The organism is Nitrosopumilus sp., from assembly GCF_025699255.1.
Lineage (GTDB): Archaea > Thermoproteota > Nitrososphaeria > Nitrososphaerales > Nitrosopumilaceae > Nitrosopumilus.
On the sequence record NZ_JAILWA010000001.1, the window covers coordinates 60,846 to 86,574 of the forward strand.

General features: G+C 31.1%; 36 protein-coding genes, 1 tRNA gene and 1 pseudogene. 11 read left to right on the plus strand and 27 right to left on the minus strand.

Features of this window, described 5'->3' with window-relative positions; all coding sequences use genetic code 11:
- Nucleotides 1-16: 16 nt before the first annotated feature.
- Nucleotides 17-973, plus strand: a complete 957-nt coding sequence (locus K5781_RS00480; RefSeq protein WP_297439680.1) for a response regulator — start codon at nucleotides 17-19, stop codon at nucleotides 971-973.
- On the opposite strand, the gene K5781_RS00485 is transcribed toward K5781_RS00480, so the two are convergent.
- The 6 genes from K5781_RS00485 to K5781_RS00510 form a co-directional block, all read right to left on the minus strand.
- On the minus strand, nucleotides 960-2,894 hold the full coding sequence (locus tag K5781_RS00485) for a polysaccharide deacetylase family protein (protein WP_297439681.1): 1,935 nt from the start codon (nucleotides 2,892-2,894) through the stop codon (nucleotides 960-962). The genes K5781_RS00480 and K5781_RS00485 overlap by 14 nt on opposite strands.
- Before the next feature lies 1 nt (nucleotide 2,895).
- The gene (locus tag K5781_RS00490; RefSeq protein WP_297439682.1) at nucleotides 2,896-4,719 is read right to left on the minus strand and encodes a glycosyltransferase; all 1,824 of its coding nucleotides are present in this window, start codon (nucleotides 4,717-4,719) and stop codon (nucleotides 2,896-2,898) included.
- A 109-nt stretch (nucleotides 4,720-4,828) separates the two neighbouring features.
- Nucleotides 4,829-5,131 carry a hypothetical protein gene (locus tag K5781_RS00495; protein ID WP_297439683.1) on the minus strand — a complete coding sequence of 101 codons (303 nt, stop codon included), beginning with the start codon at nucleotides 5,129-5,131 and terminating at the stop codon, nucleotides 4,829-4,831.
- A gap of 94 nt (nucleotides 5,132-5,225) precedes the next feature.
- On the minus strand, nucleotides 5,226-5,351 hold the full coding sequence (locus K5781_RS00500; RefSeq protein ID WP_297439685.1) for a hypothetical protein: 126 nt from the start codon (nucleotides 5,349-5,351) through the stop codon (nucleotides 5,226-5,228).
- Between the two features lie 49 nt (nucleotides 5,352-5,400).
- Nucleotides 5,401-5,712: a hypothetical protein gene (locus K5781_RS00505; protein ID WP_297439686.1), complete on the minus strand. Its 312-nt coding sequence runs from the start codon at nucleotides 5,710-5,712 to the stop codon at nucleotides 5,401-5,403.
- A gap of 45 nt (nucleotides 5,713-5,757) precedes the next feature.
- On the minus strand, nucleotides 5,758-5,946 hold the full coding sequence (locus K5781_RS00510) for a hypothetical protein (RefSeq protein WP_297439687.1): 189 nt from the start codon (nucleotides 5,944-5,946) through the stop codon (nucleotides 5,758-5,760).
- A 77-nt stretch (nucleotides 5,947-6,023) separates the two neighbouring features.
- Here K5781_RS00510 and K5781_RS00515 point away from each other — a divergent pair, with 77 nt between their 5' ends.
- Nucleotides 6,024-7,073 carry a type II glyceraldehyde-3-phosphate dehydrogenase gene (locus tag K5781_RS00515; protein ID WP_297439688.1) on the plus strand — a complete coding sequence of 350 codons (1,050 nt, stop codon included), beginning with the start codon at nucleotides 6,024-6,026 and terminating at the stop codon, nucleotides 7,071-7,073.
- On the opposite strand, the gene K5781_RS00520 is transcribed toward K5781_RS00515, so the two are convergent.
- Both K5781_RS00520 and K5781_RS00525 read right to left on the minus strand, forming a co-directional pair.
- Entirely contained in the window at nucleotides 7,070-8,329 is a 1,260-nt protein-coding gene (locus K5781_RS00520) for a hemolysin family protein (protein ID WP_297439689.1), read from the minus strand. The two genes, K5781_RS00515 and K5781_RS00520, sit on opposite strands and share 4 nt — an antisense overlap.
- A 142-nt stretch (nucleotides 8,330-8,471) precedes the next feature.
- A complete protein-coding gene (locus K5781_RS00525; RefSeq protein WP_297439690.1) occupies nucleotides 8,472-9,809 on the minus strand; it encodes a threonine synthase in 1,338 nt (445 codons plus the stop codon).
- Nucleotides 9,810-9,914: 105 nt separating this feature from the next.
- Between K5781_RS00525 and K5781_RS00530 the strand changes: the two genes are divergently transcribed.
- Nucleotides 9,915-10,289 (plus strand): hypothetical protein, encoded by a 375-nt coding sequence (locus K5781_RS00530; protein ID WP_297439692.1) that lies wholly within the window; start codon nucleotides 9,915-9,917, stop codon nucleotides 10,287-10,289.
- A gap of 297 nt (nucleotides 10,290-10,586) precedes the next feature.
- Here K5781_RS00530 and K5781_RS00535 read toward each other — a convergent pair whose 3' ends face one another.
- The 3 genes from K5781_RS00535 to K5781_RS00545 all read right to left on the minus strand — a co-directional run bounded on the left by K5781_RS00535 (nucleotide 10,587) and on the right by K5781_RS00545 (nucleotide 12,041).
- Complete coding sequence (locus tag K5781_RS00535; protein WP_297439693.1) at nucleotides 10,587-10,898, minus strand: hypothetical protein; 312 nt, start codon at nucleotides 10,896-10,898, stop codon at nucleotides 10,587-10,589.
- Between the two features lie 70 nt (nucleotides 10,899-10,968).
- Nucleotides 10,969-11,418: a hypothetical protein gene (locus tag K5781_RS00540; protein ID WP_297439694.1), complete on the minus strand. Its 450-nt coding sequence runs from the start codon at nucleotides 11,416-11,418 to the stop codon at nucleotides 10,969-10,971.
- 50 nt (nucleotides 11,419-11,468) lie between these two features.
- The gene (locus K5781_RS00545) at nucleotides 11,469-12,041 is read right to left on the minus strand and encodes a resolvase (protein WP_297439695.1); all 573 of its coding nucleotides are present in this window, start codon (nucleotides 12,039-12,041) and stop codon (nucleotides 11,469-11,471) included.
- Nucleotides 12,042-12,159: 118 nt separating this feature from the next.
- On the opposite strand from K5781_RS00545, the gene K5781_RS00550 reads away from it, so the two are divergent.
- Nucleotides 12,160-12,372 (plus strand): hypothetical protein, encoded by a 213-nt coding sequence (locus tag K5781_RS00550; protein ID WP_297439696.1) that lies wholly within the window; start codon nucleotides 12,160-12,162, stop codon nucleotides 12,370-12,372.
- A gap of 31 nt (nucleotides 12,373-12,403) precedes the next feature.
- Nucleotides 12,404-13,231, plus strand: coding sequence for a hypothetical protein (locus tag K5781_RS00555; RefSeq protein ID WP_297439697.1), 828 nt, complete (start codon nucleotides 12,404-12,406; stop codon nucleotides 13,229-13,231).
- On the opposite strand, the gene K5781_RS00560 is transcribed toward K5781_RS00555, so the two are convergent.
- The 4 genes and pseudogenes from K5781_RS00560 to K5781_RS00570 form a co-directional block, all read right to left on the minus strand.
- The gene (locus K5781_RS00560; protein ID WP_297439698.1) at nucleotides 13,224-13,349 is read right to left on the minus strand and encodes a hypothetical protein; all 126 of its coding nucleotides are present in this window, start codon (nucleotides 13,347-13,349) and stop codon (nucleotides 13,224-13,226) included. The genes K5781_RS00555 and K5781_RS00560 overlap by 8 nt on opposite strands.
- 84 nt (nucleotides 13,350-13,433) lie before the next feature.
- A pseudogene (locus tag K5781_RS10130) lies at nucleotides 13,434-13,532 on the minus strand (hypothetical protein); the annotation flags it as partial.
- Nucleotides 13,529-14,638, minus strand: coding sequence for a thiolase family protein (locus K5781_RS00565; RefSeq protein ID WP_297439700.1), 1,110 nt, complete (start codon nucleotides 14,636-14,638; stop codon nucleotides 13,529-13,531). The pseudogene K5781_RS10130 and the gene K5781_RS00565, both read right to left, overlap by 4 nt.
- Before the next feature lie 4 nt (nucleotides 14,639-14,642).
- On the minus strand, nucleotides 14,643-15,605 hold the full coding sequence (locus K5781_RS00570; RefSeq protein WP_297439701.1) for an LLM class flavin-dependent oxidoreductase: 963 nt from the start codon (nucleotides 15,603-15,605) through the stop codon (nucleotides 14,643-14,645).
- Between the two features lie 101 nt (nucleotides 15,606-15,706).
- Here K5781_RS00570 and K5781_RS00575 point away from each other — a divergent pair, with 101 nt between their 5' ends.
- Nucleotides 15,707-15,853, plus strand: a complete 147-nt coding sequence (locus K5781_RS00575; RefSeq protein WP_297439702.1) for a hypothetical protein — start codon at nucleotides 15,707-15,709, stop codon at nucleotides 15,851-15,853.
- A gap of 9 nt (nucleotides 15,854-15,862) precedes the next feature.
- On the opposite strand, the gene K5781_RS00580 is transcribed toward K5781_RS00575, so the two are convergent.
- The 4 genes from K5781_RS00580 to K5781_RS00595 form a co-directional block, all read right to left on the minus strand.
- Nucleotides 15,863-16,531: a nucleotidyltransferase family protein gene (locus K5781_RS00580; protein WP_297439703.1), complete on the minus strand. Its 669-nt coding sequence runs from the start codon at nucleotides 16,529-16,531 to the stop codon at nucleotides 15,863-15,865.
- On the minus strand, nucleotides 16,528-16,779 hold the full coding sequence (locus K5781_RS00585; RefSeq protein WP_297439704.1) for a hypothetical protein: 252 nt from the start codon (nucleotides 16,777-16,779) through the stop codon (nucleotides 16,528-16,530). Before K5781_RS00585 ends, K5781_RS00580 begins: the two co-directional genes overlap by 4 nt.
- 257 nt (nucleotides 16,780-17,036) lie before the next feature.
- The gene (locus K5781_RS00590) at nucleotides 17,037-17,426 is read right to left on the minus strand and encodes a hypothetical protein (protein ID WP_297439705.1); all 390 of its coding nucleotides are present in this window, start codon (nucleotides 17,424-17,426) and stop codon (nucleotides 17,037-17,039) included.
- A gap of 34 nt (nucleotides 17,427-17,460) precedes the next feature.
- Nucleotides 17,461-18,603, minus strand: coding sequence for a 5-(carboxyamino)imidazole ribonucleotide synthase (locus tag K5781_RS00595; RefSeq protein WP_297439707.1), 1,143 nt, complete (start codon nucleotides 18,601-18,603; stop codon nucleotides 17,461-17,463).
- A gap of 105 nt (nucleotides 18,604-18,708) precedes the next feature.
- Between K5781_RS00595 and purE the strand changes: the two genes are divergently transcribed.
- Nucleotides 18,709-19,284 carry a 5-(carboxyamino)imidazole ribonucleotide mutase gene (gene purE, locus K5781_RS00600; RefSeq protein ID WP_297439708.1) on the plus strand — a complete coding sequence of 192 codons (576 nt, stop codon included), beginning with the start codon at nucleotides 18,709-18,711 and terminating at the stop codon, nucleotides 19,282-19,284.
- On the opposite strand, the gene ilvA is transcribed toward purE, so the two are convergent.
- Entirely contained in the window at nucleotides 19,277-20,485 is a 1,209-nt protein-coding gene (gene ilvA / locus K5781_RS00605; protein ID WP_297439709.1) for a threonine ammonia-lyase, read from the minus strand. The two genes, purE and ilvA, sit on opposite strands and share 8 nt — an antisense overlap.
- A 183-nt stretch (nucleotides 20,486-20,668) precedes the next feature.
- Nucleotides 20,669-21,508: a hypothetical protein gene (locus K5781_RS00610; protein ID WP_297439710.1), complete on the minus strand. Its 840-nt coding sequence runs from the start codon at nucleotides 21,506-21,508 to the stop codon at nucleotides 20,669-20,671.
- A gap of 208 nt (nucleotides 21,509-21,716) precedes the next feature.
- Here K5781_RS00610 and K5781_RS00615 point away from each other — a divergent pair, with 208 nt between their 5' ends.
- Nucleotides 21,717-22,520: an adenylate/guanylate cyclase domain-containing protein gene (locus K5781_RS00615; protein ID WP_297439711.1), complete on the plus strand. Its 804-nt coding sequence runs from the start codon at nucleotides 21,717-21,719 to the stop codon at nucleotides 22,518-22,520.
- Nucleotides 22,521-22,534: 14 nt separating this feature from the next.
- On the opposite strand, the gene K5781_RS00620 is transcribed toward K5781_RS00615, so the two are convergent.
- A complete protein-coding gene (locus K5781_RS00620) occupies nucleotides 22,535-22,681 on the minus strand; it encodes a hypothetical protein (protein ID WP_297439713.1) in 147 nt (48 codons plus the stop codon).
- A gap of 137 nt (nucleotides 22,682-22,818) precedes the next feature.
- Here K5781_RS00620 and K5781_RS00625 point away from each other — a divergent pair, with 137 nt between their 5' ends.
- Nucleotides 22,819-23,190, plus strand: a complete 372-nt coding sequence (locus tag K5781_RS00625) for a hypothetical protein (RefSeq protein WP_297439714.1) — start codon at nucleotides 22,819-22,821, stop codon at nucleotides 23,188-23,190.
- Between the two features lie 63 nt (nucleotides 23,191-23,253).
- The gene (locus K5781_RS00630; RefSeq protein WP_297439715.1) at nucleotides 23,254-23,640 is read left to right on the plus strand and encodes a hypothetical protein; all 387 of its coding nucleotides are present in this window, start codon (nucleotides 23,254-23,256) and stop codon (nucleotides 23,638-23,640) included.
- Here K5781_RS00630 and K5781_RS00635 read toward each other — a convergent pair.
- Genes K5781_RS00635 through K5781_RS00650 form a run of 4 tightly spaced genes read right to left on the minus strand, consistent with a single transcriptional unit; the run spans nucleotide 23,637 to nucleotide 24,853 of the window.
- Nucleotides 23,637-24,050, minus strand: coding sequence for a VOC family protein (locus K5781_RS00635; RefSeq protein WP_297439716.1), 414 nt, complete (start codon nucleotides 24,048-24,050; stop codon nucleotides 23,637-23,639). The two genes, K5781_RS00630 and K5781_RS00635, sit on opposite strands and share 4 nt — an antisense overlap.
- 36 nt (nucleotides 24,051-24,086) lie before the next feature.
- Nucleotides 24,087-24,305 carry an Lrp/AsnC ligand binding domain-containing protein gene (locus K5781_RS00640; RefSeq protein ID WP_297439717.1) on the minus strand — a complete coding sequence of 73 codons (219 nt, stop codon included), beginning with the start codon at nucleotides 24,303-24,305 and terminating at the stop codon, nucleotides 24,087-24,089.
- Nucleotides 24,299-24,538, minus strand: coding sequence for a hypothetical protein (locus K5781_RS00645; protein WP_297439718.1), 240 nt, complete (start codon nucleotides 24,536-24,538; stop codon nucleotides 24,299-24,301). The genes K5781_RS00640 and K5781_RS00645 overlap by 7 nt, the downstream gene beginning before the upstream one ends.
- 36 nt (nucleotides 24,539-24,574) lie before the next feature.
- Nucleotides 24,575-24,853 carry a hypothetical protein gene (locus K5781_RS00650; RefSeq protein WP_297439719.1) on the minus strand — a complete coding sequence of 93 codons (279 nt, stop codon included), beginning with the start codon at nucleotides 24,851-24,853 and terminating at the stop codon, nucleotides 24,575-24,577.
- Between the two features lie 318 nt (nucleotides 24,854-25,171).
- On the opposite strand from K5781_RS00650, the gene K5781_RS00655 reads away from it, so the two are divergent.
- Nucleotides 25,172-25,357, plus strand: a complete 186-nt coding sequence (locus K5781_RS00655) for a hypothetical protein (RefSeq protein WP_297439720.1) — start codon at nucleotides 25,172-25,174, stop codon at nucleotides 25,355-25,357.
- Nucleotides 25,358-25,628: 271 nt separating this feature from the next.
- Here the strand turns inward: K5781_RS00655 and K5781_RS00660 are convergent.
- A tRNA-Phe gene (locus K5781_RS00660) sits at nucleotides 25,629-25,702 on the minus strand.
- Between the last annotated feature and the right edge of the window lie 27 nt (nucleotides 25,703-25,729).

The window sequence follows — 25,729 nt, forward strand, 5'->3', positions numbered from 1 at the left end:
AAAATGATTACTTTCATTGACTGCTAAAAATTCTGTTCTAATAATTGAAGATAGTCCTGCTGTAGGTATGCTTTTAGCTGAATTCATGCGAAAATTAGGATACACAGACATCAAAACTGCTGAAACTGGACATGCTGGCATTACTCTTTTCAAACAATATGTTCAAGATGGGATAACCCCGTTAATTTTTTTAGACTATAATTTACCTGATAGTACTGCAAATTCTATCATGTCTCAGATTTTACCAATCAAACCATTCACTAAAATTATCATTGAAACTGCAAATGGTAAAGAAGAAGAAACAATTAAGGAAGTAATTGGTTTAGGCGCATATCACTATCTCCAAAAACCAATCCATTTTAATGATGTAGAAAGAATAATTACTATTTTAGAAGAAGAAGAATCCTATTTAGAGAAAAAATCTCAACAAAAAGAAACATCTAAAGATACTGATATAGATGAAGAAAAAATTACTGAACACATTAATTTTATTTTAACAACCACCAGTCAAATCAGTTTAAATAAAATTTCCCAAATTCTTGGATTTTCGAATAATGTTGTTGATGATTATTTAAAAAAATTAGAAAGTAAAGGTAGGCTAGTTCAATTAGATAGTAAAAAAGAAATTGCATGTAATCAATGTGATTCTATTAGAACATCTCAGATTTTTTATTGTCCTAATTGTAAGAGTTCTAATTTCAAATTGGGCAAACTTATAGAACACTATGATTGTGGGAACATTACTGAAGAAGGAACTTATCAAAACGATCTATGTCCTAATTGTAAAAAAGAAATCAAAGCATTAGGGGTGGATTATAGAGTAATGCAAAATCATTACATTTGTAATGACTGTAATGAATTTTTTCCTGAAATTTCTACTAGTTACATTTGCTTGAAATGTGAAAATAAATTCAAACTTGAGGATGCTAGATGGAAATCAAGTGTAAATTATAAAGTAGTCAATACAAAATAATTCCATTTTTTACCATGTATTCAATTCCTTGAACAAATGTTTTATCCTCAATTGTTCCATCTGCCCACCATCTTGCATTATTTTTAATCCACACAGGAACACTTTGTTCAGATGTATTGGTTTGAGATTTTTCTGATACTTTGATAATTCCATTTTTTACCATGTATTCAATTCCTTGAACAAATGTTTTATCCTCAATTGTTCCATCTGCCCACCATCTTGCATTATTTTTAATCCACACAGGAACACTTTGTTCAGATGTATTGGTTTGAGAGTCCAAATTCATTTCTCTAATTAACACAATTTGTATTCCTTCACTTTCAATCCTTTCAATTAATTTCTTCAGTTCTAAGATCTGTTCTAAATTAGATTCATTAACATATGTTCCATTAACCACTTTTGAAAATTCTTGCGGGTGAGAAGTAATTACTGCAAACCCATAATTATCTAGACCGTTTATTACATCGGTAAATGTTTGTTCATGTGAAATCCCTACAAAGATATTTTGATCTGGTTCAAACGTTCCAGTAGTTGCAATTTCTGGGAATTGATATAACTCCTCTCCTTTTAATGGAAATGGCGGAGGATCACCGTGAAGTAGACTTGAACTGATATGTGTAAACCCATTATCTGATAATACTTGTTTTGTGTCTTCATTGAATCTGTTTTGAGGAGGAATGAATACTTTGGAATCAATACCTAATTTTTCTTTAAGCAATTGCATTGATAATTTTAATTTCGCATCTTGTTCTTCTTTCACAAATTCCGTAAAGGGATTGTTTCCAATTCCATGGTTGGCAATATCAAATTTATTATTTTTTTGAGATTTTACAAAATCCAACAATGTTAAATCATTTCCAAATGAATCTGAAATAACACCTATGGTTAGTGGGATATTTTTGTCAACAAATACTTGCATAAACTGAATTTGTACTTTATTTAACCAATAATCTTGTACATCATCAAATCTAAATGCCACACAATTACAAGATTCTATATGAGATAATTCTTGTTTTTCTGAAACATTTTGAATTTCTTTTTTGAAAATATTGAACTGGTTATCTTTTCCAATTATTTGAATTTCAGTTTCAGGCCATAAATTCTCTAAATTAGGTTCAATTTTTACATTATATGTGCCTGTTTTTAGATTTGAAAATTTAGCTTGTCCTCTAAAATCAACATTACTTGTTATTGATTCATTCCCTAATTTTTTGTTTAACGTAACTGTAATTTTATCATTTGATGAACTGACTTTGTTTGTTGAATTATTGTATAGAGTTACAGTAATTAAATCCTCTACAATTTTTGGTACTCCGACTATTATCTTTTCATTAATTGATGATCCTGGTAGTAATTTTACAGGATATTGTGATTTCAGAAATATTTCTCCTAAATAAACATCTACTATATAATATTCATCAGGATTAACTGTTGATTGAATCCAATAACGTAAAGTTTCTCCCATTTTGTTGGTTATTCCTTGACGTAATTCTGCATTGTCAAAAGTTTTGATGACTACTCTTGCATCTTCAATTGGAGTTTCCCCGTCCTCATAAAACACATTAATTTTCAAACCTCCTGATAATGGAATATTGATTTGGATCTTTTTTGATGTGTTATCTAATTGTACATATTCTACATCCGCATAAATTCCATTGACAAATACTTCAATTTTATATCTGTGATTTTCAGGAACCATTATGACATCAGGATTACTTTCTAATTTTTTTTCTAAAAATACTTCTTTGTTAAAATCTTGATACACTAATAATTTTATTTCACTATGATCTGCTCTATCTCCATTAGTGTATTTTATTTCGACTTCGATTTTTTCTAATTCTTCTGCATCTAGAGTCTCAACAGATGTTATTATCACTAAGAATGAAATAATCAAACACAGTCCTAGATATTTTGGTTTCATTCTATATTCCTACTCTCTTTGCACTAGTCCAAATAGCTTTCTTGTTTCTTAATTGTTCTATAATTGCTTTCAACAACAGGAAATCTACTATTTGTTTGAATCCAAAAACCAAAAATATTGCATACCACAACAATTTTGGATCTTCTTTATCTATTCTTAATGCTAATGCAGTCATAAGATAGTGCACTACTATGAATATTGCAGAAATTTGGAGGATGTACAAACCATCTCCCATAATAACTCCCAATATTGCATTTGCAGTAGCAATAAATCCGATAATAGGGGTTACAACCATGCCTAAAAATAGATAAGGTAATGACAGCCTTTGCAAATATCCGAATCTTGGGTTTGTCAGTGCATCTGAATGACGTTTTAAAACTTGAATATTGCCTCTATACCACCGTTTTCTCTGCGCCACAAAATCTTTCAAAGTGTTAGGGGCTTCTGTATATGCTGTTGCTTTACTACTTCCTTGGGTGATGAGGCCTGCTTTTAGTAGTTTAATAGTTTGATCAAAATCTTCTACGATGGTGTCTTTTCCATATGCTCCTGCTTCAGTCAAAAAAGATTTTCTAAAAGCTCCTAGTGCTCCTGGAACTATGGTGATTGAACCAAATATGTCAAATGCTCTACGAATAATTTGAATTCCTGTAATGTATTCTAGTGCTTGGCATATAGTTATCCAATTTTTTCTATTCCTTACTTTTATGTTTCCTGCAACAGCAGCTACATGTTCATTAACTTCAAATCCTTTTACAATTTCTTTTAGTGCGTTTCTTCCAATAATTGTATCTGCATCAACAATCACAATTATTTCACCCTTGGCATAAACCATTCCATAATTTAATGCAGTAGCCTTTCCTCCGTTTTCTTTATGCAGCACTCTGATTTTATCTTTATATCTAGATGCGATTGATAATGTTGCATCTTTACTCCCATCATCTACAAAAATTATTTCTTTATTGGGGTATTTTGTTTCTAGTAAACCTTCTATGGTGTTTGCAATTACTTTCTCTTCATTATATGCAGGTATGACTACTGAAACTTTAGGAAATGTTTTTACATTTTCTTGCATGTCTTCTCTATATTTGCTTACAACTGCCATTGGGACAAATAACATAACAGACCAAAATGATATGGTTAATGCCCATAGTAAAATTATCCTTACTGGAGATTCTAACAGTGTATATCCTTCATAAGCTATCATTGTACCTATGAGAAATGGAGATCCTAGAAGGAACATTAAAAATATCGATGGAGCCTTTTGCCCTGGTTTATTTTTAGAATATAATTTGCCTGTAGAACCTAATACATGATACAGTGTAAGGACTCCTCCAATACCCATTGCTATCATGCTAAGTGGTCCTAAAATGAAATATACACTAGCTACAAGAAACGCCACGATTGTTACTGTTAATCCTATTTGGACCGGATCTGGTTTCGATTTTTTATGAGATGCCGTTGGTATTGTAGGCTTTGAATTTTGTATAACGACATCAATACAATTTGCATGATACCATTTATTCTGATATCTAGATGATTTTTCATCGAGATTGATATCTGTTTTACATTTGGTACATTTTATCATATTTGGATTTAAAAAAACAGATTTATCGTTTTTAGATAACAGATTATGGGTTTTTGGTTGCTCAAAATCCACATTGGTTATTTCAAAATCTAAAATTTTTTCTAAATATCGTCTATCTGAATTTATAATCTCTTTATTTTGATTTAGTCTTTTTAACAAATATTGATTTCTTCCATCATCTCCTAGTGATTGCTCAATAGCATTTTTTAGCTTTGTAACGATGATCTTTTTATCCAATTTTGTAATTGTAAATGCCTAATTTGTGATTATATGTGAGATCGTCATGAAAGTTTTCCTTTCAGTCTATTTTTTTTGCAAAAAATGCAAATGTTATTTGAGAAACAAATCATTCTCTGTTTATTTCATAAAATTCAACTGGATGAGTAAATTGCCTGTTGTGATCTACTTCCTGCCAAAATTTTTCTTCATCTATATTCCGACCTTCGTTTATCCATACGTTTAGAACTTTTTGCATAAACATTTCTGTATTTTGATCAATTTGAGGTCTAATTCCTGTTTCTTTTTCTACTCTGTCTCTTTCCTCTTTGAATTTTTTTAACAATTCTTTAAGGTGTTTTCCATTTATTTCTGAAGCTTTTTTCTTTTTTTCAGATTGGATGGATTTTTTCATATTTGTAAAAAATCCCATATTTGTTGTATGAATTCTTTAATTAAAAAGTTATAATGCTAGGATAACTGATTGAAAATTATCTTCACAGACATTTTTATGATTTTTTTACCTTCTACATTTTAGGCAAATTTCCACTATTATCTAAATTTGATTTACAAACTTTGCAATATAGTCTTACTTCTTTTGATGGAAATTCTGTACCGCAGTTTTTACATGTAAAGAATTTTTCTTTATTCATAATGTGTAACTACAAATAATGAACTTAAGCATGTTGGTGTGTTTTTGATTTATCTGCCAGGTCTTCTAAAACCACGTTCAATTTTACAATTTGACGCAGATGCTTTTTGGAATTTTTTATTTTGTATTTTATTTTTAGGTTTATTATTTGAAATATCTTTTTCAACTTTAAATTTTCTTTCAGTACTATGTTCTATTTTTTCATTTTCTTTTTTAGATATGTTGTTTGTTGGTGAGATCTTCTTTTTACTTTTTTTCTTTGATTTTTTAAAATTCTGTGTATTTTTTTGAGTCCATTGTATATTATTCAAATCTGATGATGAGGATTTTTCTTTGTTATAATCCCCAAGTGATTTTATCATAGAATTAATTATTTGGAATTAACTTAAGAGTATTGATATTTTTAATTATTTTTCTCCTTGATTTACTTCATCTTTTATTGCTTGAATACAGTCATGACAAATTATTGATTTATCATCCATTTTACGGATTTCGTCATGATTTTGAAATTCTGAATCATATGTAGCAGATATAACTATTTTATTATTCCAAACTTCATACTCTTTCTTCTTTTTAGAACATCTTTGACAATTCATACCTTTTTAGATTTATAATTATCTAGTATGTGTATTTTCAAACTAATGTAAATAAATGGGTAAATAAAATCAATTTCATGAAGCAAATATTTGTCAATGGATATGGTTCTATTGGGAGTAGAATTGTTTCATTCCTCAAAGATGATCCTGAAATAGTAGTTGTAGGTGTTGGAAAATATTCTCCTGATAAAAAAGTAGAAGAAGCAATTTCTAAAGGTCTTGATGTGTATGTTCCTGAATCAAAGATTGATTCTTTTTCAAGTTATAAAATATCTGGTACAATTGAATCGGCATTAGATAAATCTGATTTAGTAATTGATGCTTCCCCTGGTGGACATGGGTTTAAAAATAAAAAAAATCTATACGAACCAAAAAATATTCCTGCAATTTATCAAGGCGGGGAATCTACTATGGGTTCTGAAGCTGTTTCTGATTTATTGTTCAATTCTAGAGCCAATTATGATCAAGCATTAGGAAAATTTCATGTTATGCAGGGTAGTTGTAATGTTACTGGTATGGGACGTATTCTAGAACCACTACGTGATAAATTTAGTGAACAGCTAGTCAGATTTGATGTAACTTTAGTTAGAAGATGGGCAGACATAGAACAAACAGAAAAAAAATTATCCGACACAATTGAAATGACTGAAAAACCTCATCACGGTGATGACGTCAAACTCTATTTTGGAAAAGATGCTCCTCTATATGTTAGAGCAATCAAGGTACCTACTCGTCAAATGCATTTGCATATTATGGATATTAGATTCAAAAATGTTGCGCCTAAACCATCTATTATTCACGATATATTCACAAATGAGTTTGGAGTTGCAACATTATGGACTGCAAAAGGTACTAAGGATGTAAGAGATTATGCTCAAACTATGGACTTTAACTTTACAGATACGAATATGATTCACATTCATGCAAATATGACTACATCTATAGGTGACACTGTACAAATGATGTATTCTGATGATCAAACTGGAATTGTGATTCCTGAAAACCATATGTTGATGCAAGCAATGCTTTTTGAACGTTCATATCAAGATGCATTTGCTCATACTGAATCTATTTTTCACATGAAAGAAAAGAAAAAAATGTTAGAAGAACATTTTAAAAACAATTAGCTTTTTTCATTAATTTTTTCTATACGAACTTCTACAGGTAAATTTTTAACAACTTTTTGAACGATGATTTTAAGATGATTAACTTCTACTTTATCTCCCTCATGTGGAATGTCTTGTAATTTGTGATGCAGTAATCCATTTAATGTTGAAAAATCATCTCCTTGAGGAATTTCTGTTTTGAATATCTCGTTAATTTTATCAATTTCTACATCTCCACTTGTTATTATGGTATTTTTATCCACAACATGAAATTTTGCTTTCTTTTCTGCATCTGTTTCATCCTCTATTTCTCCCACAATTTCTTCGATAAGATCTTCTAATGTAACTAGTCCTTCTACCCCTCCATGTTCATCAATAACTATTGCCATGTGTGTTTTTCTACCCTTCATTTCTTTTAATAAAGCACTTACCATTTTTTCTTGAGATGCAAACACGGGGTCTCTAGAAATTTGTTTTAATGTCATCATTTTATTTTCGTCTTCTAACACTCTTAAAACATCACGTACGTGAATGAATCCTACAATGTCATCATTTGTTTTTCCATAAATTGGAAATCTGGAATGTGAGCTTTGGTTGATTAATGGTAATGCATCAAAAATTAACATGTTTGCTGGCAGTACAAACATCTTTGTTCTGGGAGTCATAACTGCTCTGATTACTGTATCATCAAAGTTTAATGCACCATGAACTAAATCTCGTTCTGTTTTTTCTAATGCATCATCTTTAAACCCTTGATCTATTATGCCTCTGATTTCTTTCTCGGTTAGTGCAGGTGGATGATAATCACTTCCCGTAATTTTTATCATTCCGCGTGTAATTTTTTCTAAAATCCAAACTACTGGAAAAGTAGCATAACTAAAGAAGAGCAATATGCCACTAGATCTTAATGCTACTTTTGAGGCATTAGCATTACAATAAGTTTTTGGAGTCACTTCCCCAAAAATAATAATTAAAAAGGTCATAATTCCCACTGCAATACCTAATCCGCTATCCCCGAAAATTTTTATTGCAACTACAGTTGCCAGTGCTGATGAACCAATGTTTACTAAATTATTGCCTAGGTTTACTGCAGACATCATCCATCCAGGATTTGATTTTAACTTGTAGAGTGCTTTAGAACCTCTTCGTTTTTCTTTAACTAAACGTTCAACTGTAGCTTGAGTAGTTCCAACTAGTGCAACTTCCAATCCACTAAAAAATCCAGATAACCCAATTAATCCTGCTAATGCAGCAAGCTCCATCCAGAGTTCTACCATGAAATCCTCCAGAAAATCAAATTAGAATAACCATGTTTGTTACTCATTTATTTATTATACACCATCTTTTGGTTATACTGATTTTATGAAACTTGGATTTAACTCTTAGTATATTTCTGAAAAAACTTGTCTAGAACTAAGGCTAATTTTTAGGAGGTTTTGCAAACCTATTTTCTGGATTTCTATGATAGTCTACAGGAATCATGGCATCTTTTTGTCTTCCAGTGAGAATACCTACTACTATGTCGTCTTTTTTAATAATTTCTTCATTCATTAATTTTTTAATACCTATCACAGATGCCCCTGATGCCATTTCACAATCAAACCCATTAAGACCTACGACAGACATGCCATCTAACATTTCTGAATCTGAAACTGTGGTTGCTACACCATTTGTAAATTCTAATGCTCGTAATCCTTTCAAAATATTTGCAGGTCTACCAATCTGAATTGCAGTAGCTTTTGTTTTTGGTCTTAACCCTTCATTATCTAAATATTCATAATATTTTGAGATAAGTTCTGTATTTGGTTTTCCTTTATTCCATCTAAGCTCTTCTCCTTCAAATTTTCCATTATACAAATCAGATAATGTGCTTGCTCCTTCCGAATTAATTACTGCAATTCTTGGAATTTTTTTTATCCATCCCCATTCATACAATTCCATTAACGCCTTACCACAACTAGATGTATTACCTAATGCTCCTCCAGGATAAACAATCCAATCAGGTACTTCCCAATTCAAATATTCTAATGCTCTAAAAGGAATTGTTTTTTGACCTTCGATTCTAAATGGATTTACTGAATTTACTGTATATCCGTCATGATTTTGCGCGTCATCCAATGATTGTTTTAACGCATCATCAAAATTTCCATCTACTTCCACAATCTGTGCACCAAATTGATATGCTTGACTGAGTTTTCCTGGAGCAATTTGACCTGCAGGAATATACACATCACAGTTGATTCCTTCATTTGCAGCAAACATTCCTGCTGATGCTGAGGTATTACCTGTAGATGCACAAACAATTTTTTTTGCACCTACCATTTTTGCATGTGTAACAGCTGTTGCCATCCCATTATCCTTGAATGAACCACTAGGATTGTATCCTTCAGGCTGCAACCATAAATTATCATTTGAAATTCCAATAAAATTTGCAGCTTTTGACATATGATATGGTTTTGATTGTCTGCCTTCAGAACCATCAAGAGAAACAAGATATTTTGAACATTCTTCCATGTTTTCTGTATCTATTTGACAAAAATTTAACAAATCTCTAAAACGCCATACTCCACTTTCATTGAAAATACTTCCTTCAGAATTCCTTCGTTTGTAAAAAATTTCTTTTAGTGTTGTTGAAGGTGTTTTTTTGTATTTTACATCTAAAAGATGCCCTTTTTCACATTGCACATTGGTGTTATCTATAGGGTATTCTAATCCACATTGGGGATCAATACATTTGAGATAAGCATCACCTTGCATCGTAATTTCAATTATTGGGTGATAATTTAAAGGAAATCCTGTAAAAATTGTTAAAGTTAAGCTATTTTTGCTAAACTATAGATTAGATGCGATTCAAACATCCTCATGGTTTCTTACAATGACCATCTTAAGAAAATTCTTATTCAAATAATTGACTCCTACCAAACATTAAAAGAAATTAAAGACAATCCAGGAGATCTTGATCTAATTAGAAAAGAAATGCTAAAAATCAATGGCTTTCTCAAGGTTTCTACAAACAATATCGATGAGTATAAAATCACAGTATCTGATTTTAAAAATTTAAAATCAAAGTTTAATCATTATTTAGATAATTTTTTCTTTGAAAAAGAAATAGAAACCATGGCTCCTTTATACTCTAATGATATTCATAGAATTAAAAATATGCGTTTAAAAATAATTGAATCTCTGGAAGATAAAAAAATGATTGATTCTATAAAGGAGATAATAGACAAATTATGACTGAAGAAAAAAAATGCATATTGTGTGGATGTCGTGATCATAAATTGTTTGGGTGTAACAGACATATGTCAAAAAAATGCAGTTGTTTTAAGAACTCTTAATTTACAAATATTATTTTCGTTTAGGTCCAGATCTTTCATGAAAATTTAAACAACATTTGCACTCTTTTTCTAAACATTCTGATTCCTTATGATGACCACAAATACCACATTCACAACTTTTTGACATGATTATGATTAATGTATTTAGAATATAATTTATCCCCCAATTTTTTATGAGTTTAAGGTCAAAATGAGATTATTTTTTAGATTTTTGTTTTTTTGTGGGTTTGCCTTCTAACTCTTTTTTGATTTCTTCTGCTTTATTATCTACAGCCTTTATAATTTCTTGAATAATTCCATCTAAATCACTATCTTCTGCTTCTGGTTCAACGGTGCTCGCAATTTCATTGATAGTTGTAGAAATTTCAGAACTAACATCCTCAAAGCTTTCAGGATCTTCATATGCTGCATTGTAAAGATTTTTGAGGTTATTTACATGGCCAATTACTTGTTCTGTAAGCACTATTTTGTAATCTGTACCATTAACATCAAATTCTTTTGAACTCATATTGCTTTTTCAAATTCTTTTGTTTATAATGTTTTCAGCTAAAAAATTATCAACAGAACGTAATTTATTATTAAAATACAATATAGTCTAGTGCTGAAGCATCACTAATTAATCTGGTATGTTTCGAACCTACAACATAACCATTTTTGATGTCTTCTGCAGGAATCCATCTATTAGTGGATGTATAATGTCTTTTTTCAGCTAATTCTCTTTCAATTGCTTCGATATCAAATTCTGCTTCTTCCACCTGCTGTGTTGTAAGATGTTTAATTGTGACTAAAATTTTTGTAACTTTAACACGATCCCCAAACTTCCATTTGAGTACTGGGTTTTCATCTGAAACCTCTAACACTTTGATTTTCATCTGCTTTTTTCCAAATGCATCATGACTAATCAACACCCTCTCATCAGTAAATTCTTCAAAACTAATTCTTGAATTTACTTCTGCATCAGATACTGTTTCTAGTAATGATTCAGTAATTTTATCAGATGAATCATTGTTGATCTTTTCTTCTGACATACACCTACTTGACATCTTATACTTAAAAACGATTTGAGAGTAAAATAGTCTTAGGCACTAGTTCTTTGTTTTGTTTTAAATGGCATTTTGCATTCTTTAAGAAAAATCTCTTTTCTTTTGCCCTCGGATTTTGCAAAAAACTTGCCATCATAATTACACACACAATCAGTAATTTCTAGAGATTCATCCCATATTTTGAAATATTCGCGTAATTCTCTACTCTCATATTTTCCAATATCTACTCGTTTTTTTGATAGGAATTTGAATGCCAAGAGAACATTTCGTTTTTTGTAAATGTCAAATGTCTTAATCCAATCTAAACATCGTTCAATCTGATCAGCAGGAACTGGTAATGAAGTACTGGTGCCTGATTTTGCTTCAATTGTAAAAATTGTACTATTTTTTGTATTTACAGCTAAAACATCAGGTAATGCAATACTTGGCGATCCTAATCTAAATGCCTTCCAGTCTTGTGTAGTTTTAAATCGTTTAACAATAGTATCCTCCCATTGATATCCTCTTTGTCTTCTAGTTCTAGCTGCTTTTTGATTATTTGATGTTTCTTTTTGATTTTTTATCTGTCTAGTAATAGTTAATGTAGAAATTTTTTGTTTCAATATCATGATGTTGCTCCTTTTTAGTATAGAAAAGCAGGTAATTACATAATAACTCAAACAAATCTTAGAGATAAGTCATATTCAGTACTGAATCTTTTAAAATCTATAAAAAATACTGTAGAATATGTATTCAGAAGATATTGTGATTGAGAAGCTTTTGGAACAAAGAGACGTTAATCTAAACATGCTTAAACATTTGGATTTTGAAATGATGATGGAACCTACTACAAATGAAAAAATAAAAATTCAAAAATTGCAAAAAAATACTATATCTAAATTAAAAAAAATTGAACAGGAAATTGCATTTTTGACCTCTAAAAAACATAGTATACAATGAGTTTATCAAACCCGACTTTCATATTGGATTTATGCTAGAAGATTTTGTAAAAAATCTGATTTTAGTTAAACAAAGTTTTGCAAAAAATTATTCTGGTAACGCCCATATTCAAGAAGTTATTCCTACTAAGATTTCAGAAAAATTTAAGATTCGAAAAGAATTCTTGGAATCACTTCATAATTTTGCCTTGAAAAATCCAATCTATTTTAATAATTATGTTGATGAAATTGAGGGTATTTCTTGTACTGTTTACGAGGGAGATATCAACGAATATTGGTTGAACAGTATCAAACATGGCTCTAGTTGTCAGCCGTTTTACCCTACGTGGATTCTCTCTTCATATGTAATGGCGTTCATAGCAAAAAACTTGGGGTATTCAGAGTTGGTAGATATTGGTTCTGGTGATGGTAGAATTGCATATTGTGGAACTGTACTAGGAATGAAGTCACATAGTATTGAAATTGATGATGTGTTAGTAGATCTTCAAAATACAATTTCTATATCAACAAATGAAAACTTTGATCCAATTTGCACAGATGCCTTGGAATTTGATTATTCAAAATTGAATTTGAAAAAACCGATATTTTTCATAGGAGGGTTAGCTCAAATGGGAGGAGATGTTTTGGCAACCAGCATAATTGACAAAATTAACTCCATATCCAATTTACGAGATGAGACATCAATAGTATTTGCAGGAACAAATACCAAAAGACAACTATCTGGAAATCTAGGTAATGGAGGGTGGAGTACATTGATTGAAAAGCATGATCTAAATGTAATTGATACTGTTTCTTTACCAAGTATTTGGACTTTTGATCAAGATGTTGAAACACCTTACATATTCACAAAATTTAACTAACTTCAAAGAAATAATTTCCATTCTTAATTCCACAGTTTGAAATTTTTACCCTTTGACCAATTTCTGGAACAGATAAAATATGTGCCATAATTCTAATTGATTTTTCGAACTCTACCATGCAAAAAAATTGCTCACCTTCGCGTGAAAATTCGATAATTTTACCCATAAAATCCCCTTTTTTTAGATGAACATTTCCAAAACAATTACTGCAAATTTCCGATGGCGGCCATACTATTTTTTGACAATTATCACATTCGGGAATACAAAATTCTCCTTTTTGTAATGTATCTTCAAAAATCATTTTTCTAAAACCAATACTGTTGAAGAAGTTGCAGCAGCAGACATGTTGTGGACTAGACCTACACTAGCATTATCTACTTGTCTTTTCAATGCATTTGATTGAAGTTGTTGAGTGATTTCTATTGTTTGTGCAATACCTGTAGCACCAAGAGGATGACCTGAGCCAATTAAACCGCCTCTAGGATTTATTTTAAAATTGTTTGTTTCATATGACTCACTGATCATATCCATTCCTTTTCCTTCTTTTGAAAATCCAAGAGATTCTAATGCCATTGGTTCACAAACAGAAAATGCATCGTGTATTTCTAAAACATCCACATCCTTATTTTCTTTTTGTGCCATTCTAAATGCATCTTGACTTGCATGTTTTGATGATTCCATAGAACTTAATGAAATGTTTTTTGTAAATCCAGCTGAAATTGTTTTTTGACCTATGCCTGATATCCAAACAGGTTCTTCTGATATTTTTTTCATTTTTTCTTCAGAAGCTAAAATGATTGATGCACTACCAGTACATGGTCGTGAACAATCAAGCAATCGTAAATCATCTGTTAATTTTTTTGATTCTAAAACATCTTTAATTGAATATGTTTTCTTGGATAATGCATTTGGGTTTTCTTGGGCATGTTTATGGTTTTTAACAGATACAACTGCTAGATCTTCATCAGAAATGGAGTATTCTCGTTTGTAAGATTTTGCAAAAATTGAGGCCCAAAAAATAGGATGTTTGAATTCTCCTCTAGAATTGTCCCATTGGAGGATTTGACCTGGACTATCATATCTTTCTGCACCTGAAATTAGAACTAAATCTGCAAGACCTGAGGCAATGTATGAGTATGCTGACACGATTGAATTTGTGCCTGAATTGCATAGACTTTCTATACTGTGTGATATTTTGGGCTGTATTCCTGCTAATTCACACAATATTGGAGAAAGATATTTTGAATTGTTATTTGTAGATACTAAAACTGCATCAATTTCATTTTGATGAATTTTGTCGTTATTTTTGAAAATCTCCTTTGCCGAATCTAACAATACTTTTTCAATTTTGTTATCCTCTTTTGTAAACGGAGTGATTCCATAACCTGCAATTCCTACCTTGTTCATATCATTACTCCAAAAATGTTTTCTTGAATAATCCAAAAGATTTTTCTGTGTTCCCAATTGGATTAAATTGTAAAATAGGTTGATCAATTCCTGCATTAATAAAATTATTCAACTGCTTTTTACAATCATTGGGATTACCACATACTGCTAATGAACTTAACATTTTTTCTGAAACTAATTCATGATTTGATTTAAAATCTGATTTTTTAAACTCTTCAAAAATATTTGTTGTTTCTGATTCGAATCCATTACTTGCTAAAAATTTTCTATATATTTCTCCTACCGAAATGTAAAATGCTATGGTTTTTTTTGCTCTTTCAATTGCTTCTTCGGAATTTTCTGATACGCATGTAATTAACTGACAGGTAACATCAATTTTTTTCTTTGATTGCATTTTTGAAATTGTTTCTTTCATTTCGTTTATTGGACGAAGATAAAAAATTACTCCATTTCCAATTTCCCATGCTAATTCAACCATTTTTTTATTTATTGCAGCAACATAAATTGGAATTTCATTTCTTATGGGTTTGATTAATAATGTGAAATTATTCAACTTGAAAATTTCTCCATCATAATTGATTTGTTTTCCAGACAGAGCCAACCTTATAATTTCTACATACTCTTTCATTCTTTGAACTGGTTTTTCAAATTTATTTCCATGAAATGACTCTACAATCGGAATGCTACTTGTACCCAAACCTAAAACCAATCTTCCTTTAGATAGCGTATCCACAGTGGAAGCACCCATAGCAATAGTTGATGGGCTTCTAGAATAGATATTGATGATGGATGAGCCTATTTTTTGTGAATTTGTTTTAGATGATACTGCCCCCAACATGGCAAAATTTTCCATCCCCCATGTTTCAGGCACCCAAATTGTGTCAGTATGAGTCTTTGAAATGATTTCTGAGCATCGTAATACCTCATTTATGGATAATAGAGACCCTAAACTACATGCTAGTCGCATGAAACTAGTAAAATTTTTGGATATTCTAGTGTATCTGTTTTAGCAATAGGTGAATTTTGGTTGAGGCGGAAGATTATCAGATCATAGGATAACAATAATTATTGAGCGAACAAATATTCTCAGAAAAATCAGATGAAAAACCATCCTTTTGGGAAAATGCAACAAAATATGCATCCGTTAGCAAAGATGAACGATTTGTGGAAGAGATTGCATATTGTATGGTTACTCTTCATCGAACAGGCGCATAGACATTTTAATTATTTTATTATTTTCTCTACTTCCAAAGAACATTCTTCCATATCTTTGAATGAATCTACAGAATACCATTTTACATCTTTGAATTTTACAAGATGAAGTTTGCCTTTTTTAGCATAATCGGGAAACACTGTTTTTTCTATGTCGCCCTTTATTGGTAAATCCTTGATCATTTTTGTTTGTAAATGATATATTCCTGCATTCATCCATAAATCAGAAATTTCTTTTTTTTCTTTGAATTTAGTAATTTTATCTTCGTCGGTTTCTAAAATTCCAAACTTTGTTCTCAATTCTACTGCAGCTATTGAGTTATCTGTTTTTGATAATTTTTTCAAATCGATATTGGTGATGGTGTCGCCGTTTAGAACCAAGAAAGTTTTATCCTTGATTGATTTTGCAGCTTTTTTGATTGCACCACCAGTTCCCAAGGGTGATTTTTCAATTGAATAATTGATTTTGATTCCTATTTTTTTTGTATCAAGATAATTTTCAATCATTTCTTGTTTATATCCAGTACAAATTATGACTTCATTAATTCCAAATTTTTTAAGATATCTTAGTTGCCATTCAATTATTGGGATGTTGTTAATTGGTACTAGGGGTTTTGGGACATAATCTGTGATTGGTCGTAATCTTTTTCCCCTACCGCCAGCTAAAATTATTGCTTTCATTGTTTCTTGTCAGATTGTTTGGGTTTTATGTTTTCAGCCTCTACTAATTCTTCCATTTTTTTTGCAAATTCATTGTATATTTTTTCAAGATCTTTTAAAGGCATTTCAATACCCAATAGTTTCATAGTTTTGTTCCAAGACTCTATGTATTTTTCATCATCTAAGCCTTTTCCTAAAGTTTCAGCTATAGAGTGAACTCCTTCTGTTTTTCCTAGAGCATAAATTGCAATTTCTTTATCTGTTAGCATATCTTATTGGTCCTCAATAGATTCAGAATTTTCTGATAACTCAAGGGGTTCATTTACATAGTAATGCAATTCAGTGTAACAATCAGGACAATATGGGAATTTGGATAATTTACTCATATGTTTTTCCTTCTTCGGTGATATTGTAATGTAACTCGGTATAGCATTCTTTGCAGTAATCTAAATAGTCGGTATGATCACAATCATAAACTTTGTTCACATCATTTTCACATTTTGCACAAGTTGGCATAATGTTTCGTTTAAGATTTTGTTATTTTAATGCCGCCTAAAGCTAATTGAATTGCTGCTGGAACAAACATCATTGCCATAGATGCCATTGGATCTCTATCTGAAGACTCAGCAGCAGGGGCAGGATTTACTAAAACTACAATTCCACCGACAATGATCAAAATACCCGAAATAATTATCATAATTCCTAATCCTTTTGATGGCTCTTTTCTAGAAATGAAAAATGCAATTATTGGCAATATCAATGCAGGTGCGCCTAGACCCATACCTCTTTGCATATGATCAAGGGGTAAAAATCCATGATCACTATCTGAAGACATTGCAACGGCTACATCTGCTGCATAAAGGACTAGTAATCCAATTGCAATTCCTGCAAGGATTAATGAAGCAGTTAGAGCCATAAAGAAATTTTTTTAACACAATTAATAAACTTAATCAGATTGGCTGTACTGCTGCCTTTGCTTTAAGACTCTCTAGTTTTTCAATTAATTGATTAATAGATTCACCCTTACTTCCAACTAAGTTAAAATGTCCTAGTTTTCTTAGAGGCTTTGAAACTTTTTTTCCGTACATTTTCAAAAATAAATTCTCTTCTGAAATCTCAAGGGGTTTGTATTCTCCTTGGAAATCTTTTGAACCTAAAATGTTGTACATGATAGTATTGTGGATTAATTTGGTACTTCCTAATTCTAATCCCAAAATTGCTCTGAGATGTTGTTCAAATTGTGAAGTTTCACTAGATTGTAATGAGTGATGTCCAGAATTATGAACTCGTGGTGCAATCTCATTAATTACAATTGAATCATCTTGAGTTACAAACATCTCTATGCCAAAAATACCTGCTCCTTTCAAAACAGTCATTGTCTTTTCAGCAATGATTTCTGCCTTTTTGGTTACTTTTTCTGAAACTCTGGCAGGAGCTATTGTTTGACGAAGAATATTTTCTTCATGAATATTTTCAACTAAAGGATATGTTTTGATTTGTCCTTTTGTATTTCTAGCAGCAATTACTGATACTTCCATTTTAAATGGGACAAATTTTTCTAATAGTAATTTCTGTCCTTGGAAATAATCATATGCTTTTCGAATATCTTCTTCTGAGTCAATTTTGTAATTTCCTCTGCCATCATATGCATCTCTTCGGGCTTTAAGTAATGCAGGATATCCATATTCTTTCAAAATATTTTTTACATCATCAATATTTTCAATTTTTGCAAAATCAGGAACAGGCATATTATTTTCTTTCAAAAAAGTTTTTTGCAGATATTTATCTTGAATTATTCTTAAAGTTTCAGGCGAAGGATTAATTTCTGCATTTTTTTCGACATATTTTAAAACATCACTATCTCCAGATTCAATTTCATATGTGATGATGTCTGATTTTTTAGATAATTCTATAATTGCATCTCTATCTTTAAAATCTGCAACTATTTGAGATGCACCAACTTGTGCTGCAGGACAATTTTCAGTAGGATCTAAAACAATGATTTTAGATATTTCACTGGGCATTTTTTTGGCAGCTTCAGCTATCATCATCCCTAATTGGCCTCCACCAATAATTCCAAGAATTTTCCCCATTACAAAATTGATATTTTTGGATTAAAAATATCTAATGTTGATTTTGAATGTTAATCTGTTAATTATAATCGAATTGTTAATTACTCTCTAGTTTTTCTTATTATCATGGCATATTCTAAAAAACCTCTTGTCGGCATCATCATGGGATCTAGTTCAGATACTAGGATAATGCAAGGGGCTGCAGAAATTCTAGATCAATTTAAAATTAAACATGAAGATCAAATTGTATCTGCACATAGAACTCCTGCACGATTAGCAGAATATGCAAAACATGCTGAAAAAATGGGGTTTAAAATAATTATTGCAGGAGCTGGTGGTGCTGCTCATTTACCTGGAATGATTGCATCTCATACAATAATTCCTGTTATCGGAGTTCCCATTCTGGTTTACAACGACAAACATCCAAAAAAATCAGATACTACAAAATTTTCTGCTTTTGGAGGTTTAGATTCATTACTATCAATTACAGAAATGCCTTCAGGATCACCGGTAGTTGCAGTAGGAGTAAACAAAGCAGGAAATGCAGGAATTTATGCAATGAAAATACTTGCAAATGAATTTCCAGATTTGAAAAATAAACTCAAACAACATAAATCAAATCAACATAATTCAGTTATGAAAGAATCCGATCAATTAAAAAAACAAGGATTGTCAAAATTTGCCAAGAAAAAATTCAAGTAAGTAATGTAAACTGAATATTTTTCTTTTTCAACGCATCAATTAGTAATTGAGCTTGGTCTTTTCCTTGAGTTTCTAAACTTAGTGTAACGCCCGCGGAACCTGCATTGATTTCAGAGCTTAATCTATCATGTACCACTTCTACAATATTGGCATTGGCCAAAGTAATTTCATCGACAATTTCTTTGAATGCTCCAGGTCTATCAGGTAATAAAATAGATAATTTAAGTAATCTTCCCATTGCTGCAAGTCCTTTATCTACAATTTGTCCCAAAAGATACATGTCTACATTTCCTCCTGCCAAAATAGCTACGACCTTTTTTCCTATGGCCGGTTTTTTAGATATCAAATATGCTAAACTTGAAGCTCCCGCTGGCTCAACAACAAATTTCATTCTTTCCATCAATAGAAACATGGCCTTGGTAATTTCAACATCATCTACTAAGACAATTTCGTCAATTAGTTCTTTGATTATCGTGTATGTTAACTGACCAGGAACTTTTACAGATATACCATCAGCTATAGTTCTTTCGCCTCCACTAGATGTGATAGAGCCTTGTTTTATTGAATCATACATTGCGGGAAATGATTTTGATTGAACACCAATAATTCTAATTTGAGGATTTTTTGTTTTTATTGCAATCAAAGTACCTGCTGCCAATCCTCCTCCTCCTATTGGAAGATATATCTCGTCCACATCTGGCAGATCATCCAAAATTTCTAATCCTATAACTCCTTGTGCTGCAATTATCTGTGGATCATCAAATGCATGTATCATAGTTGCACCAGTATCTTTTGCTATTTGTTTAGCTTTAGATGATGATTCATCATAATTTACTCCCTCTAAGATTACATTAGCTCCATAACCTCTAGTAGCAGCAACTTTTGCAGGAGAGGCATTTTTTGGCATCACTATAGTACATGGAATTTTTTCTAAGGAGGATGCAAATGCAACACCTTGAGCATGGTTACCTGCAGATGCAGCTACCACACCTCTTTTTTTTTCTTCATCGGACAAAGATTTTATTTTAAAATAAGCTCCACGAATTTTAAACGAACCTGTTTTTTGTCTAAATTCAGCTTTTAGATAAATGTCTGAGCCAGTAATTTCACTGAATATTGGAGATTGTATCAAAGGTGTTTTTTTTATTTGATTTCCTCTAAGTGTATTAGCTGCCAGTACATCATCATACGTAGGGTTCATTGGAAATGTTGCTATTGATTCCGTGTATTTTACTTCTTCTACAGAAAAGTTACATCTTTTGTCAAATTTTATGCGTAAAATTTGAGGAATGCCTAAATAGTTTAAAATTCTCGTTCAAATTATACCCAGGACCGGTTCTCCCCTTTGAGAGAATATCTCATTTACCGGTTCCTTGGTTTATTGTTACGATTGAATAATTTTTTCAAGATCAGATAAATAGTTTAAAATATTTTCTTTAACAGAAGCAGACATCTTTCTCGGATCAAATACTCCTTCACGAGTTTCGTTTTTAACAAATTCTAAATCTAATGTTAACAAACATCCTTCTTCTCCTCCTACTAATTTTGGGTCATCAATTAATACTGGAGATGTTTGATATGTTTCAATCAAAAGAGAGTCAAGTTCCGAAAATAATCTAGTCTTTTTTTCAGATAATTCTTGAAAATCTACTCCCACATCTTTTTGAATTTCTGCAAAGACTTTTTCCCTAAATTCATCATTCTCATAAAATATCTCAAATAATTTTTGATGGTCAAAATCTTTGTAACCCATCTCTTTGAGTTTATTTAATACCAGTTGGTCACTGTTATCAGAGAGTTGTTCTTGTTCGTGTTTTGTCAAATCAACAATTTCAGATAATTCTTTTTGACAATCAATGACTCGTTGATCTGGTTTGTAATACAACAAAACATGAAATTGTATAGACAGGTGTCCTGAGATTAAATAATTTCCTTCTTTAATCTCAAATTTTGTGAAAATTCTTCGAATATCTTGATTATTTGTAATTGAAACATCTTGCAAGGACCAATCAGTTAGAGAATCATTAATTTTTTGGAAATAGTCAGATACTAATTTTGGATCAAATGTAGTTTGCTCAGTGACCGTAGAATCCCCAAGCATTACTTTAAGAGAGGTTGTTTTTGTTAATTCGATAATTTTTGTATGAAAAGATTTTTGAAGTGATTCATTTTTTCTGTTTAGCAATTGAATGAATTCATTAGAAGATCTTGAACCTAATCTCACAAAAAATATCGATAAGATCCACTCCTTAAACCTTCATGATTAAATCTAAATAGATTGTATGAGCATTATTAGTATGAGTGCTGAAAAAAACACCTGTTTTTATTGTAAAGTAGTCATAACCGAGTATTACCATGAGGGATACAGGGGAAATAGAGGAAAATGCCCCCAATGCGGCGTGGATTTTCCCCTAGAATAAGAGGTAATTGATATGGCTGATGAAAAAACTGAATCAACTCCAAAATCTGAAAAAACAGATCAAGGTAATAGTGTTGTAGATATGCTGCTCAGCAAGAATCAACAACAAACATTAGATTCGGAAACAATGATTTTAGAAACTCAAAAACGTGTTTGGGCTGCTTTGAAAAAAGGTTATGAATATAGTGGATTAATTGACGAGTCTGACGCGTTTTTGAGAAAAAATGTTTTCTCTAAATTAGACATGGTTGTCCTTTATGTGGATCTAGTTGGTTCTACCACGATGACATTAGAAATGCCTGCAGAGAAAATTGCAATTATTGTAAGTTCATTTTCTCAAGAAATGGCAGCAGTGGTAAGACAACATCATGGATATGTTTTAAAATTTGTAGGAGATGCAGTAATTGGATATTTTGTAGGAGATGGAAATAGTTTGCTTGCAGCAGATAATGCTGTAAACTGTGCAAAATCTATGATTTCAGTAATTCAAAAAGGAATCAATCCAATCCTTAATCAATATGATTATCCTGATTTAATGGTAAAAGTAGGATTAGATTTTGGACAAAATATTGTTGTAAGGTATGGTTCAGATGTTGAAAATTCTCACGTGGATTTGATGGGTCCAGCTATGAATATTGCAGCTAAAATACAAAACATGGCAAAGCCAAATCAAATTTTAATTGGAAATGATGTTTATCAAAGATTACATCCAAGCTCAAAAAAAGAATTTGTTAAAATAATTTGGAAAAAAGATGAATGGAAATATAGATCTAGAACAACAGGCGAAGTATACAGTGTTTATGAATTTAAGGGATAATTTTTATGATATAATTAAATTGTAAATTTATCAGGACATTCTACGTGTTCATAGTGATGTTCGGTGAATTTTTCCTGAACAACATAAATCACAATTTTGTGTAAATCTTTTTCTTGAATCTCTTTTTTACATTTTAGGCAAGATTTTTTCGAGTTGTCCATGTGTAACTGCGATCAAAATTAGGAATCTATAAGGATCTGCGATCAGCTCAAGTTGAGCTAAAATGCCTGAAAATTAACTAAATAGTATATCAAACGACTAAAGCAAGCCACAAATATAGCAAATATCGACCAATATTATGGATAATATGGTAACGAATCATTTACGTGATTTGTATGGATTAAATCCAAACATACCACATTTAGCATTTCAGTTCCCAAGAATTCCACCAGGAATTTCAAATCCAATGTTCAAAAATCATGAAAATCCAATGAAAGAACAATTCTTACGAAATGCTGAGACAATTAATCAAAAATTACAAGGGTTCCAACAAATGTATCAGCAATATGCAGCAGGATTATTAACCATGAATTCTACAGTAATTCCACCAGGACATCCTGCATACACAAGACAAAATTCAATTGAAACTCTACAAACAGAAAATGATAAACTGATAAAAGAAAACTTGGAATTAAAGAAAAAATTAGAAAAAGAATCAAATTCAAAATAATATCATAGTTCTAAGAATTGCAATCAGTCAATATCCTTATTAATTTCAAAAATTAGTTTGATTATGGTAAAAACTCCTGCAGAGAAATGGAAAGATACAGTTGTAAAATATAGAAAACAATGTCAAAAAATTTTAGAGATTTCAAATAACATAAGATATGCAGGGGTGGTAAATCCATATGGAAGAACATTAACAGGAATGATCAAACCAAATCTAAAACCTCTTTTACAGTCAGAAGATTTTAAAAATGAATTATTTGTAATATCGACATTAATTTCATTGAGAAAAAACTCTGTTGGTACAATTGGCAAATTAGAACATGTTGTTTTAGAACACCAAAAAATTACAATTGTGATTTTACAAAAAAATAATGTTACATATTACGTTTCTATCAATAGAAAAGAAAAAGGCTTAGAGAAGATTATTTCTTCTATAAAGAAAACAATCTAAGCTGGTGTAAATCCTTGGTATCCGCCTGTTTGTTGATCTTTGTCATCAAAACTTGGTTCGAACAATGAAATAAGATAATCATCAGGATCTAAAATTACTGCATTTTTTCCTGCATCTTTTTCAACTATATCACGATGAATTGTGACACCTTTTGTTCTTAATTCATCAACAGCAGATTGTAAATCTCCAACAAGAAATCCTATAGTAATTCCATTTTCAATAGAACTTCCAATATGTTGAGCTGTTAATGAAGCCGGATGTAAACTCAATAAAGCACCAGATGTACCCAAATCAACCCAAGATCTTCTCTGATTTTTAATAGGAAGACCTATGATTTCATGGTAAAATTGTAGGGATTTGTCAATGTCTTTAACAGCTAAAATAACATTGCCTACTTTTTTGATGTTCACAGAGATACTAGCTTTAAGTTCTTTAAATCCATTGCGTCATTGGACTTCAACCATTGTTTCAGTTCTTTCTACACCAGTAATTTTTTGGATTTGGTTTGCTACTTCTTTAATTTGTACTAATTCACTAACATCTATCACAGCAACGGCATCAAATTGTCCACTGGTAGGAAATGAATCAGAAACTGAAGGAATTTTTCTCAATCGGGCAGCGATTAGTTTTTTTGGAGATTTAACCAAAATTATTGCTCTTACCATCCCATGTTGACCTCCACTTCAATCAAGGTTTCAGTAGTTACAATATCTTTAATTTTTTTAAAATCAATTACTATGTTGTTTATTTCATCAATATTGCCCTGTAAAAGAACACTAATGTCTGCTCGTCCTGTAACTACCATGATTTGTTTTACAATTTTTCGCTTTTTCTTTAAAATTTCAACTACAGAATCTACTTTACCTGGTTTTACAGTAATTAGACATAATGCTCGCATAAATAGTATATACAAGCATATTGAATAAAGATTCCTCTAATCAAACGCTTCTTGAGATCGTGCTTCTTCTAGATATGCACGTCGTTCTTCATTGACTTTTTCTTGATCAATTTCAATATCATCATCAACTATAACAATACCCATATCACCAGAGGGTTCATCCTTAATTTTTTTAGTTTTAGCTTTACTTTTAGCTTTTGTGGTTTTCTTAGTAGTTGCTTTAGCTTTAGTTTTCTTAGTAGTTGCTTTAGCTTTAGTTTTCTTAGTAGTTGCTTTAGCTTTAGTTTTCTTAGTAGTTGCTTTTTTTTCAGCCATGAATCTCGAAAAACAAGAGGTGGGGTAGTTTTTAAAGATTATGCAGATATTATTTAGAATATCATATCAAAATATTATCGATCTACTAGAACACTTAAGTCAAGATTGAACTAAACACGGACTTTATCATTTAACGATCTGAAGTCTTAACAGTGGAGGTGAAAAGAAATAGCAACATTAGCAGATTACCAAATTACAGGAAATAGTGCATCATTAGCAAAAATAGGAGATCAATCATTTACAATAACATTTGTAGAAGATTCTGATTATTCTCAAGGAGACATAGTCACAAAAGGAGTAAAAATAACCACAAAAGAAATGTTTGAAGTGGATGGAAATCAGATAAACAAATTTCATACAACTCGTGTGGCAATAGTAAATAAATTCAAAAATGAAAAACTACGAGAAGACATTAATCAAAAACACGTTCCATTAGGACCTGTAAAATGCATCTCAGAAAAAACAACATCTGGAAAAAATTTCTTTAATTTGATAGATGCATAGTAGAAGATATTTTAAAAAAAGGTTTTCCGCCTTTTCTTTATTTTATTAAAGAAAAGGGAATAAAATGAAAACCAAGTAGATTACAACAAATATCTACTTAATAGTATTGTAATTTTAAAAAATGACGATCTCTGGAAATTATTATTTTTTAAAATCATTACACTGTAGTAAAATGTATGAACTCAAAAACTTATCATTCTTTTATGCCATATTCTAGTAATTTTGATAGTATTTGTACGGTGCATATAGTAAGTGTAAATTTTAAAAACAGTGCCGCGGGCGGGATTTGAACGCGCGACAGCCCGGTCTTCAGCCGAGTGCTCTCCCAGGCTGAGCTACCACGGCACTTAGAGAAAAAGGATTATGTTGAGG